General features: G+C 38.8%; 17 protein-coding genes. 5 read left to right on the top strand and 12 right to left on the bottom strand.

Annotated elements, in window-relative coordinates; genetic code table 11:
• Nucleotides 1-100: 100 nt before the first annotated feature.
• Nucleotides 101-1,195, top strand: a complete 1,095-nt coding sequence (locus A37Q_RS0103375) for a hypothetical protein (protein WP_018298862.1) — start codon at nucleotides 101-103, stop codon at nucleotides 1,193-1,195.
• Nucleotides 1,196-1,273: 78 nt separating this feature from the next.
• Nucleotides 1,274-3,301 (top strand): methionine--tRNA ligase, encoded by a 2,028-nt coding sequence (metG, locus tag A37Q_RS0103380; RefSeq protein ID WP_026196497.1) that lies wholly within the window; start codon nucleotides 1,274-1,276, stop codon nucleotides 3,299-3,301.
• Here metG and A37Q_RS0103385 read toward each other — a convergent pair.
• The 3 genes from A37Q_RS0103385 to A37Q_RS0103395 all read right to left on the bottom strand — a co-directional run bounded on the left by A37Q_RS0103385 (nucleotide 3,294) and on the right by A37Q_RS0103395 (nucleotide 5,925).
• Nucleotides 3,294-4,511: a protoporphyrinogen/coproporphyrinogen oxidase gene (locus tag A37Q_RS0103385; protein ID WP_018298864.1), complete on the bottom strand. Its 1,218-nt coding sequence runs from the start codon at nucleotides 4,509-4,511 to the stop codon at nucleotides 3,294-3,296. The genes metG and A37Q_RS0103385 overlap by 8 nt on opposite strands.
• Nucleotides 4,512-4,595: 84 nt before the next feature.
• Nucleotides 4,596-5,588, bottom strand: coding sequence for a tRNA pseudouridine(13) synthase TruD (gene truD / locus A37Q_RS0103390; protein ID WP_026196498.1), 993 nt, complete (start codon nucleotides 5,586-5,588; stop codon nucleotides 4,596-4,598).
• Nucleotides 5,581-5,925 carry a ZapG family protein gene (locus A37Q_RS0103395; RefSeq protein ID WP_018298866.1) on the bottom strand — a complete coding sequence of 115 codons (345 nt, stop codon included), beginning with the start codon at nucleotides 5,923-5,925 and terminating at the stop codon, nucleotides 5,581-5,583. Before A37Q_RS0103395 ends, truD begins: the two co-directional genes overlap by 8 nt.
• A gap of 105 nt (nucleotides 5,926-6,030) precedes the next feature.
• Between A37Q_RS0103395 and A37Q_RS14525 the strand changes: the two genes are divergently transcribed.
• The gene (locus tag A37Q_RS14525; protein ID WP_018298867.1) at nucleotides 6,031-6,756 is read left to right on the top strand and encodes a copper homeostasis protein CutC; all 726 of its coding nucleotides are present in this window, start codon (nucleotides 6,031-6,033) and stop codon (nucleotides 6,754-6,756) included.
• Here A37Q_RS14525 and dusA read toward each other — a convergent pair.
• From dusA to A37Q_RS15765, 9 genes are all read right to left on the bottom strand, one after another.
• A complete protein-coding gene (gene dusA, locus A37Q_RS0103405) occupies nucleotides 6,753-7,727 on the bottom strand; it encodes a tRNA dihydrouridine(20/20a) synthase DusA (protein ID WP_018298868.1) in 975 nt (324 codons plus the stop codon). The two genes, A37Q_RS14525 and dusA, sit on opposite strands and share 4 nt — an antisense overlap.
• The gene (fabF, locus tag A37Q_RS0103410; protein WP_026196499.1) at nucleotides 7,727-8,980 is read right to left on the bottom strand and encodes a beta-ketoacyl-ACP synthase II; all 1,254 of its coding nucleotides are present in this window, start codon (nucleotides 8,978-8,980) and stop codon (nucleotides 7,727-7,729) included. Before fabF ends, dusA begins: the two co-directional genes overlap by 1 nt.
• A 100-nt stretch (nucleotides 8,981-9,080) precedes the next feature.
• On the bottom strand, nucleotides 9,081-9,320 hold the full coding sequence (gene acpP / locus A37Q_RS0103415) for an acyl carrier protein (protein WP_018298870.1): 240 nt from the start codon (nucleotides 9,318-9,320) through the stop codon (nucleotides 9,081-9,083).
• 134 nt (nucleotides 9,321-9,454) lie between these two features.
• Complete coding sequence (gene fabG / locus A37Q_RS0103420) at nucleotides 9,455-10,195, bottom strand: 3-oxoacyl-ACP reductase FabG (RefSeq protein ID WP_018298871.1); 741 nt, start codon at nucleotides 10,193-10,195, stop codon at nucleotides 9,455-9,457.
• Nucleotides 10,196-10,219: 24 nt separating this feature from the next.
• Nucleotides 10,220-11,152 carry an ACP S-malonyltransferase gene (fabD, locus tag A37Q_RS0103425; RefSeq protein ID WP_018298872.1) on the bottom strand — a complete coding sequence of 311 codons (933 nt, stop codon included), beginning with the start codon at nucleotides 11,150-11,152 and terminating at the stop codon, nucleotides 10,220-10,222.
• Nucleotides 11,153-11,219: 67 nt separating this feature from the next.
• Entirely contained in the window at nucleotides 11,220-12,185 is a 966-nt protein-coding gene (locus tag A37Q_RS0103430; protein ID WP_018298873.1) for a beta-ketoacyl-ACP synthase III, read from the bottom strand.
• Nucleotides 12,186-12,189: 4 nt separating this feature from the next.
• The gene (gene plsX / locus A37Q_RS0103435) at nucleotides 12,190-13,242 is read right to left on the bottom strand and encodes a phosphate acyltransferase PlsX (RefSeq protein WP_276104171.1); all 1,053 of its coding nucleotides are present in this window, start codon (nucleotides 13,240-13,242) and stop codon (nucleotides 12,190-12,192) included.
• A gap of 38 nt (nucleotides 13,243-13,280) precedes the next feature.
• Nucleotides 13,281-13,466, bottom strand: coding sequence for a 50S ribosomal protein L32 (gene rpmF / locus A37Q_RS0103440; protein WP_018298875.1), 186 nt, complete (start codon nucleotides 13,464-13,466; stop codon nucleotides 13,281-13,283).
• Between the two features lie 24 nt (nucleotides 13,467-13,490).
• A complete protein-coding gene (locus A37Q_RS15765; RefSeq protein WP_018298876.1) occupies nucleotides 13,491-14,018 on the bottom strand; it encodes a YceD family protein in 528 nt (175 codons plus the stop codon).
• A 116-nt stretch (nucleotides 14,019-14,134) separates the two neighbouring features.
• Between A37Q_RS15765 and A37Q_RS0103450 the strand changes: the two genes are divergently transcribed.
• Together A37Q_RS0103450 and A37Q_RS0103455 are read left to right on the top strand one after the other, a co-directional pair.
• Nucleotides 14,135-14,599 (top strand): peroxiredoxin, encoded by a 465-nt coding sequence (locus tag A37Q_RS0103450; RefSeq protein ID WP_200403652.1) that lies wholly within the window; start codon nucleotides 14,135-14,137, stop codon nucleotides 14,597-14,599.
• Between the two features lie 17 nt (nucleotides 14,600-14,616).
• Nucleotides 14,617-16,035: an exodeoxyribonuclease I gene (locus A37Q_RS0103455; RefSeq protein ID WP_018298878.1), complete on the top strand. Its 1,419-nt coding sequence runs from the start codon at nucleotides 14,617-14,619 to the stop codon at nucleotides 16,033-16,035.
• The last annotated feature ends 125 nt before the right edge of the window (nucleotides 16,036-16,160 follow it).

Raw genomic sequence — 16,160 nt, forward strand, 5'->3', positions numbered from 1 at the left:
TCAGCCAACGCTTTGAATGCTGTCATTTCATTATATATTCTGTTGATGTTTTATTTCTTTTGATTATATTGTTTCTATAGTTGTGCTATGACATTAAAATATGAAAGGAAAATTTAAAAACATTGCAAAGAAATATAATCTTACTGCAAGTGAAAGCAGGGTGAATGGTGCGACAAATCTGACATTAGAGCGCAGCCAAATACCACCTCTAAAAAGTGTCATTGTAGGAAAAGAAGCGCTACTCTTAAATAAAATAACAGCGGCTCTTAATCAAAGTGCTTCAAGTGAAGTAACGCAACTCCTCTTGGATGGCGCGGATATAGTTTCGCTCATCACTCAAGGTTCTCTAGATGAAAGGCGGCATTTGACCTTATTCTATAACCTTAAAAATATCATGGTGCCCTTTGTTAGTCAGGTTGAAAATGAAGTTAAGCATCTCTTAAGCTCTCAGGTAGAAAATTTGGCTGAGATCTTTAAGCATGAGCAGGCGATTTCTCCACAAAATCAGCAATATGACTTTAACTTTTTACAAAAAATTATATCTACAGATATAATGAGCCCAACGCCATATCAAGCGATAGATGCCGCTGCTACACAAGCGCGTCAAAAGGGTTTAAATTTACACAGCTTAAATCGTTCCATATCTACTTATCAACAATTGGTTCTGGTACCTATAAGAGCGCTGTATAAATATCACCGAAGAGAGATTTATGCTGAAGATTTTCCTAGATTGCCACTTATTGATAGTCTTTTTAGTACCGCAATCTATGGGCATCTAATTAAAAACAGAGCTGAGTTTACTTGCTCCTCACAAAACGGACGCATATTAAAACCAGTCTACCAGCTTGCGCTAGCAGAGCTACTCAATATCTCCATGCCATTTAAAGCCTGTTATAGTTATCTTTTGTTACAGATGCTTTTTCAGCCGGAAACAACTTACACGCCCGATTTTAACATCACTCAGAGTAAAAGAGTGCATATTTGGCGTATCTTAGAAAATACCCCGTTATCAAATTTCTTGCAATCACCTTATGAAGTCATTGAGGAGATCTTGAGGATTATCGATTTTCAGCGTTCATATTGGTTTCGATATATCTATAGAGCAAGAGAAACAAGAACGCGTCATGTCTTAAGTCATAATGATTTGTTTTCAGCATTGACTTCTCTTTGGAGTGGTAACACTGTGCCTGCATAAATTTCTTCACAATTAGCATCCGCAAACTGACCTAGCAATGGTATAATAATGCCATTCAAATTTTATAATTATTCTGTTATGCGAAACATTTTGGTAACAAATGCATTGCCTTATGCCAATGGGCATTTGCACTTAGGGCATATGCTGGGGTATATTCAATCGGATATTTGGGTAAGGTTTCAGAAACTTCAAGGGAATCAGTGTCATTTTGTCTGTGGTAGTGATACCCATGGAACGCCTATTATGCTCCGTGCACAAAAGCTGGGTGTGAAGCCTGAAAAGCTGGTGGAAGAAATGTCAAAGTCACATTTAGATGATTTTATGGATTTTGAGGTTGAGTTTGATAATTACCATTCAACTCACAATAAGCTGAATCAGGAAGTTGTTGAGGCAATATATGAGAAGTTGCAAGCAGCGAAACTTATTGACTCAAAGGAAATTCTGCAAGCCTATGATCCTAAAGCAGATATGTTCTTGCCTGATCGATTTGTAAAAGGCACATGTCCAAAGTGTAAGGCTGAAGATCAATATGGTGATAGTTGTGAAGTGTGTAGTGCCACTTACTCGCCTTTGGATATGATTAACCCAGTTTCTGTGGTAACAGGGGAGAGGCCAATTGAAAAATCTTCAGAGCATTATTTCTTTAAATTAAGCAGTTTATCTCAGGAAATTCAAAGCTGGATCAAATCCACAGACTCTCTACAGCCTGAAGTGAAAAATAAGCTAAAAGAGTGGTTTGAAGCGGGACTTCAAGATTGGGATATTTCGCGTGATGCGCCTTATTTTGGTTTTCCAATCCCAGGTACAGATGAGAAAAAGTTTTTCTATGTATGGCTTGATGCACCAATGGGATATTTAGCCAGTTTCCAAGATTACTGTAATAAATCAGGCATTGATTTTGATAACTATTGGAAAAAAGGAACAAACAGCGAGCTTTATCATTTTATCGGCAAAGATATTTTATATTTCCATGCGCTTTTTTGGCCGGCAATTTTGGCTTCTGTAGACTACCGTGAGCCAAGTGGTATTTTTGTAAATGGCTTTCTCACCATTAATGGCAAAAAAATGTCCAAATCAAGAGGGACTTTTGTATCAGCGAGAACCTATTTAAATCATTTGAAAGCGGATTATTTGCGTTATTATTTTGCAAGTAAGTTAACTGCAAAAATTGATGATATCGATTTAAATTTGGAAGACTTTTTGCAAAAAGTTAACTCAGATGTGATTGGCAAGGTCGTTAATATTGCCAGTCGTTGTGCGGGCTTTATTAATAAGAAATTTGATGGGGTGTTATCAGATAAAATTATTGATCAGAGTCTAGTGGATAGCTTTCAAAGTGCACATAAAGAAATTAGCATTTGCTTTGAAAATCGTGACTTTGCACAAGGGATACGCTTGATTATGCAGCTTGCAGATCAGGCGAATCAATTTATTGATCATTATAAACCTTGGCAGTTGATTAAAGAGGAAGGCAAAGAAGAGCTGGTACATGATGTGTGTTCTTTAGGAATTAATCTCTTTAAAATGCTGATTGGTTATTTAAAACCGGTTGTGCCAGAGCTTGCCACCAAGTCGGAGCAATTTTTGAATATTACGCCGATCAAATGGAGTGACATTCCAATGACGCTTGGTGCGCATAAGATTAATAAATTTAAGCCGCTTATGGTTCGTATTGAAAAGGAAAAAATTGATATGATTATTGAAGAAACAAAACAAAAACAAGCTGAAGAAACAGGTGCGCAAGTTGAAGAAGTAGTTAAAGAAAATGCGCTTAATCTTGCCCCTGAAATCAAAATTGATGATTTCTTAAAGGTGGATTTGCGTATTGCGAAGATTATTGAAGCGGAGCATGTAGAAAGCTCAAACAAGCTGCTTCGTTTGAAGCTTGATCTGGGAGCAGAACAAAGACAAGTCTTTGCTGGGATTAAGTCTGCTTATGATCCTGAAAGCTTAATTGGTAAGCATACGGTGATGGTTGCAAACCTAGCGCCAAGAAAAATGCGCTTTGGTGTTTCTGAAGGCATGGTGCTTGCCGCTGGCGATGGTAAAGATTTATATATTCTTGAGCCACATGAGGGAGCGGTTGCGGGTTTACGTGTTAGCTAATAGAGGAAGGGTGATTGCTTAGAAAGCGCTTATATTCGCTCACAGAGCGTTTGATGCAATCTTCGATGGCTAAGCGGGTAAAGTAATTGCCCGTTAAATATAGATTTGGCTCATTGTGTAGAGCTTTATCTAGGCTCAGTAGAAACTCTGCATGGTTTGCATCATACATTGGCAGAGTGTTTTTCTTAACTTTCGTGTCAATAAGATGCTCTTTGGGAATATTGAGCGATTGAAGAAATTTCTCAAGCAGTGTTTCTACCGATTCGCGGCGTTCAAAAAAGTGAATGGTGAATCCGCGATATTTTTCATCTGCAATAACATCTCTAGAGACAACAGAAAAAAAGCTTTGTTTGACACCAATTAAGCCTGCCAGCTTTTCAATATGAGCGGTGTGTTTTTTCTCTAATATAATGCCACAACTTATAAAATTGGATACCTTTGGCTGGTATTTAATATCGGCAATTGGACTTTGGATATCCTTTAAAAGTGATTGACTAACATGCCAAGGGGTTGCAAGTAACAATGCTTTTGCGTAATAGGTTTCCTCTTGCGTTTTAATTTGCCACGCGTTGTTTGCATAACTAAGTGAGGTAACCTTTGTATTCAGTTTAAGATTAAGCCCATTAATTATGGATTTATTGAAAAGTGTTGAGAGTCCATGTTGAAAAGAAAAGCTGCGAGGGAAGGATTTATCTTTTTGACGCCTCTTAAATAAAAAATCAGCAGGGAATTGATCAGCATGTTGAGATAAGACTGCATTGAAGCAGTATTTGAGTGTTTGTTCGTAATTTTTTTTGCCAAATAGAAAGCTGAAATACGCTTTAACCGTTTTATCTTTGGCGGAGCTTAAGAAAAACAGCGGCCAGCCAAGGGCGGCGCGAAATAGATTTAAATGTTTCAGTACGCTGGTGATTTCGCCATTCTTGCTGATAAGGTTAAAGCTTAATTTCTCTCGTTTTTGAAGTGCTGAAGTAAGATCGTGATCAGAAAGATACGCTAAAGCATTATGATAGGAGTTATAGAGCGTATGCGCGCCAAGCTCTAGCCAGAATCCAGAAGCTTTGTTTGAGTGAAAAGTTTCAATGCAGCCACCTGAGTATGCGTTTTGCTCGATAATGATACTATTGTAACCTTGATTTTGTAACTTGTGAGCAAAGCTAATTCCAGAGATGCCCGCGCCAATAATGGCAATGTCATTGAGTGTTTTCATAAAAGTTATATCTATCGCAGATAAGCTTATATTACACTATAAAATGCTAGCGCATTATAACAAGTAAATTATTAGCATTTTTATTTAGTTTAGGGCATCTACAAGGGTCGTTGCATAAGCCCCTTTTATGAGCGTAAAGTGAAGTACTAATGTATTATCATTTTCATTGTATTGATAGCTTAAATTCTCTGGCAATACCTTTGTTGCGCGAAATTGCATCTCTAAATTCTCGGAGTTTAGAAAGTCAATATATTCCTGATAAGGCTCACAGAATCTAAGATAGCTTTGAAGTGCCTCATCATCGTAGTGAAGCTTTTGTGCTTTACCGATTAATGGCGCGGCGAGTAAAATCTCCCCCTTTTCAAAGCGCGCTTTGATGTCTTTTTCAGCGGCAGAGTCCACTTTAAAAAAACTACTGCCATGGCTTAAGCTTACGATATCGCCTATAAGTGGTTTCTCAAAAGTCCCTTGAGCTAGACGATCATCAATATAAGCATTGAATAGATAGGCGCGAATAACCGAGTATAAAAACCCTTTTTCATGCCTTTTGGGAGTATATGTGCCCTTTATCCATTGGGTGGCAAGTGAGAGATTGTCATGGCCAAATCTCTGCTCACCATAGTAATTAATATAACCATTTTGTTTAATGGATTGAAGCGTAGACTCAATCTCGCTAAACTCCTTTTGGATATCACGCAGCGTTAAGATAAAGCGATTTTGCTTATGGGTGCCAACTTTAAGCTTTTTATTATGTCTTTTAAGTGTTTTGATGATAATGTTTTCATCGTTAAACTGACTAAAATCAATATCCTCTTTTCCGGGTAAATATAAAGAGAGCCATTGGGAAGTGACCGCTTGTTTATCTTTTAATCCTGAATAGCCAATATGGCGCTTTGGAATATTGCTGTAATGGGAGATGCGCTTGATTGCCTCTTGCGTATTCATTCCTGTTTTTTGAATATAGAGCCATAGATGCTCTCCCTCACCACTTAAATCAAAACCAAGGATTTCCTCAACAATAAAGTCTTCAAATGAAGCTTTAAGCGTGAAGTTCTTTTGAGCTGTAGCATTAGTCATTGCCAATTGCATAGTCTTTTGGTACTTCTGTTTTATTCTCTTTGTTATCTGTCTCTAGTGGTTTTGCCTGTCTTGGCGGTGGATTGACGGCATTTAGTTTGACACTGTAGTCTTTGGAGTGTTGTTGTAGCTCTTCAAACTGCTGATTAATATTCTCCATAATCTGTTGAGTTTTAAATACATGTTGATTAACAGTATCCTGATAGTAGCTTAATTGGCGCTTTGTTTCTTCCAGCTCTTTTTGTACTGCTGAATTTGCGCCTTTTTTAATTCCCATGCCGACAAATAAGCCAACAATGAAAATTACAATGGCAATTAAGATTAGTATTACAAGCATTGGTGCTTACTCCTTTATACTTTGGCAGAATTTTAATACCATCTATTGTATCGTGTGTTACAGTGGGATAGTAGTAATTATTGAATGTAATATTAAAGGACAATCATGCAGGTAGAGGTGTGTGTTGATAATGTGCGCTCATTACAAATTCTAAATAACTATGGACTTGATCGCATTGAGCTTTGTAGTGCACTTGCGCTTGATGGCTTAACACCTCAACCAACCCTAGTCCAATATGCAAAAAAGCATGTTGGTGCAGAGCGCCATGTCATGTTGCGTCCTCGATCTGGTGATTTTAGCTATAATGATCTTGAGCATAGTGAGATGCTAAGCAGTATAAACTTATTTGCTGAGATAGGAATTCATGGTGTGGTATTTGGCTCTTTAACAAATGATAGGGTTATTGATGTTATAAAAACTAAAGAAATTGCTGCGCTTGCAAAAGCATATCATCTAGAGACAACTTTTCACCGTGCAATTGATATGAGCGCTGATTACTTTGCTAGTATCGAAACATGCATTGAGCTTGGGGTGACTAGAATATTAACCTCAGGTGGGGAAAAAACGGCTATGGAAGGTGTAAATAATCTTAAAGAGGCAGCTGAGAGATATGGTTCAGATATTGAAATTATGGCCGGTTCAGGTATCAGTTATGATAATATTCAATCAGTGCTCAAAAGTGGTGTTTCAGCGGTGCATTTTTCAGCGGGTAAAACGATTTGTGAGGTTGATCACTTTGATGTATTCTCTAAAGTATCACTTAGCTACAATCTTACTGATGAGAAAAAGCTAGCTGCTCTTTTGAATTATTTGAAGCAATATAGTGCTTAGCGAAGTAGATTAACCGCGTCTTTGAAAACTTGGACGGTTGCATTTTCTTTAGTTGCATTCTCACTCAAATAACGCCTATAGGCGCGCGCATTTGGATAGCCATTAAAAAGGTTTAATGTATGACGTGTAATGTTACTTAAACGACAGCCATCTTCATACATTTCTTTTTCTATATATTCAACCATGCCTTCAGTAATATCAAAGGGAGTGATATCAGAGAGAGGCTGATGGTGGAAAAGATGATCAGCATCTTTAAATAACATCGGGTTATGATAGGCTTCTCGACCAATCATCACACTATCTACATGCTTTAGGTGTTTTTGAGCAGACTCAAAGCTGGTAATGCCACCATTAATGCCAATGGCTATATGAGGAAAGTTTTGTTTTATTTGATAGACAGTCTCATAGTTCAAAGGCGGAATGGTGCGGTTTTGAGCCGGACTTAAACCATTTAACCATCCTTTTCTTGCATGAATGCAAATAAAATCAGCGCCGCTATCGACAACGCCTTTGATAAATTTATTCAGATACTCAAAGCTATCTAGCTCATCAACGCCTGTTCTACATTTAACTGATACAGGAATGGACAGTGCTTTTTTCATCTCATAAACACATTCAGCAACCAGCTCAGGCTTATACATAAGAGAAAGCCCAAATGCGCCTTTTGACACCCTGTCGCTTGGGCATCCAACATTCAGATTGATCTCATTAAAACCAAGAGATTCTGCAAGTTTAGCACAATAAACAAGATCCTTTGGGTCATTTCCACCAAGCTGAAGTGTAACTGGAGATTCTTTGGTAGAAAAGCGAAGCAAACGCTCGCGCGGACCATGAATAATCGCGTTAGCACTTACCATTTCTGTGTAGAGCATGGTTTTTTTGGTGATAAGGCGCATCATATAGCGATAGTGCCTGTCACTCCATGCAATCATCGGTGCAATACAAATTGTGCGAGAAAAAGATTGAGACATTAGATTTTTTTGAAAATAAGCGTACCGTTTGTGCCGCCAAATCCAAATGAATTGGAAAGGGCGATCTCAATTTTCATTTCTTTTGCATTATGTGCGGCATAGTCTAAGTTACAGCCTTCATCAACATTATCAAGATTGATTGTTGGTGGTGCAACTTGATCACGTATTGCTAAGAGTGAAAAGATTGCCTCAATAGCGCCAGCAGCGCCAAGCATATGCCCTGTCATGGATTTGGTTGAGCTCATAACAATATTCTTAGCATGGCTGCCAAGCATTTTTTCCGCTGCTTGACTTTCTTGAACATCACCGGCTGGTGTTGAGGTGCCATGTGCATTGATGTAGTCAATTTGATCAACTGAAATCTCAGCATCATTGACGGCAAGCTTCATGCATTCATAGGCGCCAACGCCACTTGGGCTTGTGATGTGATAGGCATCAGCATTCATACCAAATCCAATAAGTTCGCCATAGATGTGTGCACCACGCGCCTTAGCATGTTCATATTCTTCAAGTACAATTGCTGCAGCGCCATTTGATAGGACAAAACCATCACGATCTTTATCCCATGGGCGAGAAGCATGCTCGGGATCATCATTGCGTGATGAAAGAGCGCGAGCTGCAGCAAATCCACCAATACCGATAGATGTGTTTGCTTTATCTGCGCCACCGGCGATCATGACATCTGCATCACCATAGGCAATCATGCGCGCAGCCATTCCAATGTTGTGTGTTCCTGTTGTGCAAGCGGTAACAACAGCGGTATTAGGACCGCGAAGATTGTGCTTAATCGAGAAATTCCCTGAAATCATATTAATGATTGTGGCAGGAATACAAAATGGTGAAATTCTTTTTGGGCCAAATTGATCGATTTGCGTACGAGTATACTCAAGTGTTTCAATACCACCAATGCCAGAAGACATCGAGATACCGATTCTTGATGCATTTTTCTCAGTGACAGTAATGCCTGCATCTTGCCACGCTTCTTCTGAAGCAACAAGACCATATTGCATAAAAGGGTCGTACTTTTTTAGCTCTTTGACATTAAAGTGATCTGTCGGCTCATAGTTTGTGATGGTGCCGCCAATACGAACTTTAAACTCTGATATTTGTGGGCCAACATTCACAGTAAATTCAGGAAGTTGGGCAATGCCGCTTTTCCCTTTTAAAATGCCATCCCAGGTGTCTTTAACATTGTTTCCTAGTGGGCTTATTGCGCCAAGGCCGGTTACAACAACGCGTCGTGCAGATTTCATAATCAAGCCATCCAAAATTATTTGTTCTGTTAAACAAAAAATCAGCATTGACTTAAGATCAATACTGATTCTAAATTATGATTTCATGTGAAGAGGTTGCTTAGCTTTCCGCTCTAGCATCAATGTAGTTATATACATCTTGTACTGTTTTGATTTTTTCAGCTTCTTCATCAGGAATTTCAGTGTCAAATTCTTCTTCTAAAGCCATAACTAGCTCAACTGTATCTAAAGAGTCCGCGCCTAGATCATCGATAAAAGAAGCTTCTGCTTTAACTTCTTCTTCTTTCACGCCTAATTGCTCAACGATAATTGCGTTTACTCTTTCATGAATTGTGCTCATTTTTTTTTCCTTAGTTTATTACTATCTAAAACTGATTGAATTATGTGTTTGCCAAAGGCTTTTGCCACAATCGACTGTTTATTGTAGTGAAATGCTACTTTTTTGCAAGAACCTTTCTACTAAATTCAGCTAAATCATACCATATACATGCCGCCATTGACATGTAAAGTTTGTCCTGTAATATAATGTGCCCCCTCTGAAGCAAGAAACACAGTTGCCTCTGCAATATCTTGAGGTGAGCCTAGCTTTTGAGATGGGATCTGTCCCATAATGGCTGTTTTTTGCTCGTCAGTGAGCTTGTCTGTCATATCAGTTTGGATAAACCCAGGGGCAACAACGTTTACGGTGATATTGCGAGAGGCAACCTCTTGTGCTAAAGATTTACTAAAGCCGATTACGCCTGCTTTACTCGCGCAATAGTTTGCTTGTCCCGGGTTGCCAGATGAGCCAACGACCGATCCGATAGTAATAATGCGGCCATTTCGCTTTTTCATCATGTGACGTATCGCAGCCTTTGATAAGTGAAATACGGAGTCTAGATTGGTGTGAAGCACATCCAGCCAATCTTCTTCAGAGAGGCGCATCATTAAATTATCTTTAGTGATGCCGGCGTTGTTAACAAGGACATCTGGAAGACCAGTATTAGCTTTCATCCAATCAAAAATGGCTTTAATATCCTCAATTGAGGTAATGTTCAGCTTTTGCCCGTGAATGTTGCCATATTCTTTTAGGCTATCTTCAATCTTTTGAGCGCCACTCTCAGAGGTTGCAGTGCCTATAACCGTTGCGCCTTGCTGTAAAAAAGCCTTTGCAATGGCTTTTCCAATGCCTCTAGATGCGCCAGTAACTAAAATAACTTTTTCATTAAATGACATGGTTTCTCCTGATTTAATCGAGTTTTATACCGTTTGTTGTTCAATATTCTCAAGCGCAGTTACCGTTGCACTATCGAAATACTGTAGCGATTTGACAATACGTTTGTTTAAACCGGTTAATACTTTATTTGCCCCACACTCGATCACAGTGTCAAATGATTCTTGCGCGAGCTTTTCAATTGTTTGTGTCCAAAGTACAGGGGAGTACAGCTGCTTAATTAAAGCCTCTTTAATAGCCGACTCTGTATTGTGGGTTTGGATATCAACATTATGAATAACTGAAATAGAAGGGGCTTGAATATTGATTTTATCAAGCTCTTTAGCAAAAATCTCAGCCGCAGGCTTCATCAGTGGTGAGTGAGATGGTACGCTAACAGGTAATATCTGTGCTCTTTTGGCGCCTTTTTCTTTTGCTATTTCATTGGCTTTTTCAACGGCAAGCTTTTCTCCTGAGATAACGACTTGACCTATGGAGTTAAAGTTTGCAGGTTCAACAATACCATATTGGCTTGCTGCATTGCAGCACTCAATAACCGCTTCATTAGAAAGACCAAGAATAGCGCTCATTGCACAAGCTTTATTCGTCACAGCTGACTGCATAAGCTCGCCACGTGTTTTAACCAGTAAAAGCGCATCTGAAAATGAGATTGCATTGGCACATGTTAGTGCAGAGTATTCTCCAAGACTGTGCCCAGCAAGCGCTTCTGGTTGTTTAATATTTAGCGTTTGTAAAACACGCCAAATAGAGACACTTGAGGCTAAAAGTGCAGGTTGCGTGTATTCGGTTTGATTAAGCTTTTGCTCATCTCGTTGAATGATTTGCCATAAATCAAAACCAAGTGCTTCATTGGCTTCTTGAAAAGTATGCTTTACAAGATCAAATTGCTCATAGTAATCTTTAAGCATGCCAAGGCGTTGTGATCCTTGACCTGGAAAAACAATTGCAAGTTTTGTCATCTTCCCACCCTATTTTTTTTAATTGTTGTTATGTTGAACGAATATTAACTAAATGGTTTTTAGCGTATTAAAACTTTGCGATAAACCCGCCCCAAACTAGTCCTGCCCCAAATGCCTCGGTTAAAATAGTTTGTCCTGAGGTGATCATTTTGTTTTTTATGGCATAGTCTAATGCAAGGGGAATGGAGGCCGCTGAAGTATTTCCTTGTGTATCAAGTGTCACAACAACTTGTGACATGCAAAGTCCAAGCTTTTTAGCAGTTGCTTCTAATATGCGATAATTTGCTTGATGGGGTACGAGCCAATCGATGTCTTTTTTTGTGATCTTGGCATCTTCTAATAGCTCATTAACCAAAGTGGTTAGGCTTGAGACTGCTTGCTTGAAAACCTTATTACCTTGCATGGTAATATAGGCATTCTCGCTATGTGTTTCATCAAGTTTTCTTTTGAGCGGGCTTTTAAACTGCAACATTTCAAGGCCTTCACCGTTTGTGTGTAGCTTTGAAGCAATGATTCCCGGTTCATGACTTTGTGATAAGATAACAGCGCCTGCGCCATCACCAAAAAGAACACAGGTGGAGCGATCATTCCAGTCAAGTGCCCGAGACATTCTCTCAGAGGCAACAACCAAAACATGTTTTGCGGTGTTATTTTCAATATATTGCTTAGCGATATCTACAGCGTAGACAAAACCGCTACAAGCGGCGCCTATATCAAAGGCAGGGCAACTTGGTATGGAAAGCTCATGCTGTAAAATACTGGCTACAGAGGGCATTAGATACTCACTGGTCCCTGTTGCAACAATAACAAGTCCGATATCTTTTGCTGAAATGTTAGCACTTTTAATCGCATCTTTTGCAGCCTCAAGTGCCATGAGTGATGTGGTTTCATCATCGCTTGCTATATGTCTTGATTTAATGCCAACGCGTTGTTTAACCCATTCATCTGATGTATCAACAAATTCAGCTAAATCATGGTTTGTCAGTGACTTTTTAGGTAAGTAGCTCCCTGTGCCTGTTATTTTTGCAAACATCCCTCTAGCCTTCACTTTGCATGACGTTTTCAATCTGCGATTGTATTTTTTGAGGGATATTGTGGCGAATTTCTTTAATGCCTTCAAAAATGGCTGTTTCAAACGCTTCGCTTGATGCACCGCCATGGCTTTTAATAACAATGCCGCGAAGTCCAAGTAAAGAGGCGCCATTATACTGATTAATATTCAGCTTGTTTTTAATTTTCTTAAGTACTGGGGCAGATAATAACATGGCAAATTTTGAGAATAAGCTGTTATTGAAGCTATCTTTGATCATATCAGCAATAAGCTTCGCCGTGCCTTCGGAGGTCTTAAGCGCAATATTGCCAGCAAAACCGTCACAGACAATGACATCGGCCTTAGCAGAGAAGATATCATTACCTTCAACATAGCCGATATAGTTAACAGGGTCATAGTTATTAAACATTTTTGCTGCTTGTTTAATGCTATCTAAGCCCTTCATTTCTTCTTCGCCAATATTCAAAAGTGCGACAGAAGGTCTTTCTTTGCCTTTCAAGTTTTCAGCCAGAATCGACCCCATAATGCCAAACTGAAAAAGCTGTTCAGAGGAGCAGTTTACATTAGCACCCAAATCCAGCATATAGACAGGATTCATTTTCTTGGTTTTTCTATCTAAAGAGGGGATGGCATAGACAATGGCAGGCCTGTCAATTTCCGGGAGTGTTTTTAAGACAAATTTAGAAGTAGCCATTAAGGCGCCGGTGTTGCCCGCGCTAATGCAAGCATCTACTGTTCCGTCTTTAACAAGATTAATCGCAACACGCATTGAAGAGTCTTTTTTGTTTCGAAGAGCAAGTGCAGGTGACTCATCCATCTCAACAATCTGACTGGCATGAATAACACTTAAGCGAGCAACATCATATTTGCCACTGAAGTGTGATTTTAATCTTTGATGAATGTGATCAGCATTGCCAACGAGGACAACTTGTAGTTGCTGATCTTTGTTAAGAGCAGAGATAGCAGCTGGTAGTGTGCTATCTAAACCGTGATCGCCGCCCATGGCGTCAATAGAAATTGTATAATTATCTACCTTCACAATACATGTTGGAAAGTTACGCTATCATGCAAGGTATTCTATTCGTCATCGCCGCTAACAGCAACTACTTTCTTGCCTTTGTAGTAGCCATTTGCAGTAACATGGTGACGTAGGTGAAGCTCACCTGTTGTCTTGTCAGTAGAAAGTGCAGAAGCGCTTAATGCATCGTGTGAACGGCGCATATCTCTTTTAGAGCGACTTTTCTTGTTTTGTTGTACAGCCATGGTTATTCTCCTATTGCTTAACTGTTATTCTTTATCAAACTTAAGTGTTTTTAACACAGAAAAAGGGTTCTCTTTTTCTTGGGATTTACTACCCTTAGTTTCAGAAACGCCATAGTATGACGTATTTTCTTTACCTTGACAATCTTTTAGTGGTTTTTTTGGAATCATTGGGACACTCAATAATACCTCTTGTTCGATCATCTCTTTAATATTAATTTGATCATCATCATAGACATAAGGTTCATACTCAGCGGGGAAGCCTTTAAAGAACCGATCATCTGTGACAAATCCAAGCTTTATTTCAATGTTGATCGGCAAGGGAAAAGCATCAAGTGTTCTTTGGCAGATTAGAGTGAGCGTTCCACTTAACTGCCCAGTAAAAAGCATCTTTGCATTTTCCGTGCTAAAATTTCCCTTGAGATGAAAAGGATATTCTTTCGCTGAAATACAAGGATTGAGGCTGTGAAGCTCATTTAAATCATAGTTTTCATCCACAATGAGTGAATCTTTTACTGCTTTTGATAAGTTTAAGAGGGTCTTTTTGTTCAACACGCTTTGATCTCTTTTTAAAAATTGTATAAAGTAGGGCTATTTATCTAGCCTGTTAAAGGAATCATGCAGATGCCTTTGAGAGCATATAATATACAATCTATGGGAGTATGCAAGCGATGTGCTTTAAACTTAATGAGAAAATCACACTAGATTCAGTACCAATGACTTCAGATAAAACCTTTACGCTTGAAGATTATAAAGGCAAGAATGTGATTTTATATTTTTATCCAAAGGACAGCACACCTGGGTGCACCAATGAAAGCATTGATTTTAGTAATGAAATTGAAGCGTTTAATCAAGCAGACAGCGTTATTTTTGGTATATCTAAAGACACGCTTAAATCACATGAAAAATTTAAAGAGAAGTACAACATGCCTTTTGAGCTAATTGCCGATACAGAAAAGTATTTGTGTGAAGCTTTTGGTGTCTTAAAGGAAAAAAGCATGTTTGGCAAAAAATATATGGGAATCGAAAGAAGTACTTTTGTCATTGATAAAGAGGAAAAACTTGTCAAAGAGTGGCGAAAAGTGAAGGTGCCAGGGCATGTTTTGGAAGTGTTATCCTTCGTGCAAACCTTATAAATTGAGAACCGATTAGGATGCAAAAGAGCTATCTTTTTTATGACTTGGAAACATCAGGCATTAATAAATGCTTTGATCAAATCTTGCAATTTGCAGCGATTAGAACGGATGAAAACCTCCGTGAGCTGGAACGCTATGAATTTTTAGTGCGTTTAAACCCAGATACCATTCCACACCCAAAAGCGAGTATCACCCATCATATATCCATTGAAAAGGCAAACACAGGGATCAGTGAATATGAGGCGGTTTGTCGTATTTTCAAGCTAATTAATACACCGAATACTATCAGTATTGGTTATAATACGCTTGGTTTTGATGATGAGTTTTTGCGCTTTTCTTTTTTTAAAAATTTGCTTCCGCCCTATGACCATCAGTATAAAAATAACTGCATGCGTATGGACTTATATCCGATTGTGAGTGCTTATTATCTTTTTGCAGATGATGTGTTGAAATGGCCTACTAATGAGAAGCAAAAAACTTCTTTAAAACTTGAGCATCTAAATGAGATGAATCATTTGTTTTTGCAAGGGCGTGCGCACGATGCGATGAGTGATGTTGTGGTTACTTTAGAGTTGGCAAAAAAGCTAAAATCGGCCAATGAAAAAATGTGGCATTATCTAACCCAGAGATTTGATAAAGCAGAAGACCAGAAAGTTATGGGGCAGTTGGATGTGGGATTGGAGGTTGATAAAAAAAGCTACCTTCAGGCGCTGATGGTGTCAGGTAAATTTGGTTCGGATGCAAACTTTATTGCGCCTGTTCTCTCACTTGGTCAGCACCGTCATTATAAGAATCAATGGTGTTTTTTACGCCTTGATTTAGAGGACTTGTCAAAAGCAAATAGCGATAATTTCACAGATTTCATCTGGGGAATGAATAAAAAGTGGGGAGAGCCCCCCATTTTACTTCCTGCTAAAAAGCGCTTTTTGGCTAAGTTTTCACAGGATCGTATAGAGATAATCAAAAAGAATAAAGCATTTTTGCAAGATAACCCCGAAGTGTTTATTGAAATACGTGATTATATCTTGGATTATACTTACCCAGTGGTTGAAAATGTGGATGCAGATGCGGCGCTTTATCAGGCGGGCTTTATGAATCAAGCAGAGCAAAATTTATCAAGAGCCTTTCATCAAGGAAATGTAAACAAAAAAGTGTCTCTACTAGGGGAGATGAATAAGGACTATTACCAGCGTGCACTTCGTGTTATTGGACGCTTGTCTCCAGAGTCGCTGACAGCTGATATGCAGCTTGAATTTCAAGCTTATCTTGAGCAAATTGCCAGTTATGAAGTTGAAAATATGCCGGTTGATTATAAAGGGGAGCGTAAACTCTCATTACCTGAGGCATATGAGGAAATTCAAAAGCTTCTTTTGGAGGATAATCTGACAGAGGAGCAAATTACCTTACTTGAGGAGCTTGAGGGTTATTTGTCATAATAATGCATAAATTTATCCTGTATAAAGTGAAACACAACTCCATTATTGAGAATTGACAACAAGAAGGCTATTTCTAAGTTGGAATAACAGGCTTTCGGATATAGAAAGCAACTTATCCTCAATCC

It is taken from the genome of Fangia hongkongensis FSC776 = DSM 21703 (assembly GCF_000379445.1).
Taxonomy (GTDB): Bacteria; Pseudomonadota; Gammaproteobacteria; order Francisellales; family Francisellaceae; genus Fangia; species Fangia hongkongensis.

What these genes read in the sequence shown, in the direction of transcription:
- A37Q_RS0103375 (WP_018298862.1), top strand. Translation starts at nt 101, where the DNA reads ATGAAAGGAAAATTTAAAAACATTGCAAAGAAATATAATCTTACTGCA.
- metG (WP_026196497.1), top strand. Translation starts at nt 1,274, where the DNA reads ATGCGAAACATTTTGGTAACAAATGCATTGCCTTATGCCAATGGGCAT.
- A37Q_RS0103385 (WP_018298864.1), bottom strand. Translation starts at nt 4,511, where the DNA reads ATGAAAACACTCAATGACATTGCCATTATTGGCGCGGGCATCTCTGGA.
- truD (WP_026196498.1), bottom strand. Translation starts at nt 5,588, where the DNA reads ATGACTAATGCTACAGCTCAAAAGAACTTCACGCTTAAAGCTTCATTT.
- A37Q_RS0103395 (WP_018298866.1), bottom strand. Translation starts at nt 5,925, where the DNA reads ATGCTTGTAATACTAATCTTAATTGCCATTGTAATTTTCATTGTTGGC.
- A37Q_RS14525 (WP_018298867.1), top strand. Translation starts at nt 6,031, where the DNA reads ATGCAGGTAGAGGTGTGTGTTGATAATGTGCGCTCATTACAAATTCTA.
- dusA (WP_018298868.1), bottom strand. Translation starts at nt 7,727, where the DNA reads ATGTCTCAATCTTTTTCTCGCACAATTTGTATTGCACCGATGATTGCA.
- fabF (WP_026196499.1), bottom strand. Translation starts at nt 8,980, where the DNA reads ATGAAATCTGCACGACGCGTTGTTGTAACCGGCCTTGGCGCAATAAGC.
- acpP (WP_018298870.1), bottom strand. Translation starts at nt 9,320, where the DNA reads ATGAGCACAATTCATGAAAGAGTAAACGCAATTATCGTTGAGCAATTA.
- fabG (WP_018298871.1), bottom strand. Translation starts at nt 10,195, where the DNA reads ATGTCATTTAATGAAAAAGTTATTTTAGTTACTGGCGCATCTAGAGGC.
- fabD (WP_018298872.1), bottom strand. Translation starts at nt 11,152, where the DNA reads ATGACAAAACTTGCAATTGTTTTTCCAGGTCAAGGATCACAACGCCTT.
- A37Q_RS0103430 (WP_018298873.1), bottom strand. Translation starts at nt 12,185, where the DNA reads ATGTTTGCAAAAATAACAGGCACAGGGAGCTACTTACCTAAAAAGTCA.
- rpmF (WP_018298875.1), bottom strand. Translation starts at nt 13,466, where the DNA reads ATGGCTGTACAACAAAACAAGAAAAGTCGCTCTAAAAGAGATATGCGC.
- A37Q_RS0103450 (WP_200403652.1), top strand. Translation starts at nt 14,135, where the DNA reads ATGTGCTTTAAACTTAATGAGAAAATCACACTAGATTCAGTACCAATG.
- A37Q_RS0103455 (WP_018298878.1), top strand. Translation starts at nt 14,617, where the DNA reads ATGCAAAAGAGCTATCTTTTTTATGACTTGGAAACATCAGGCATTAAT.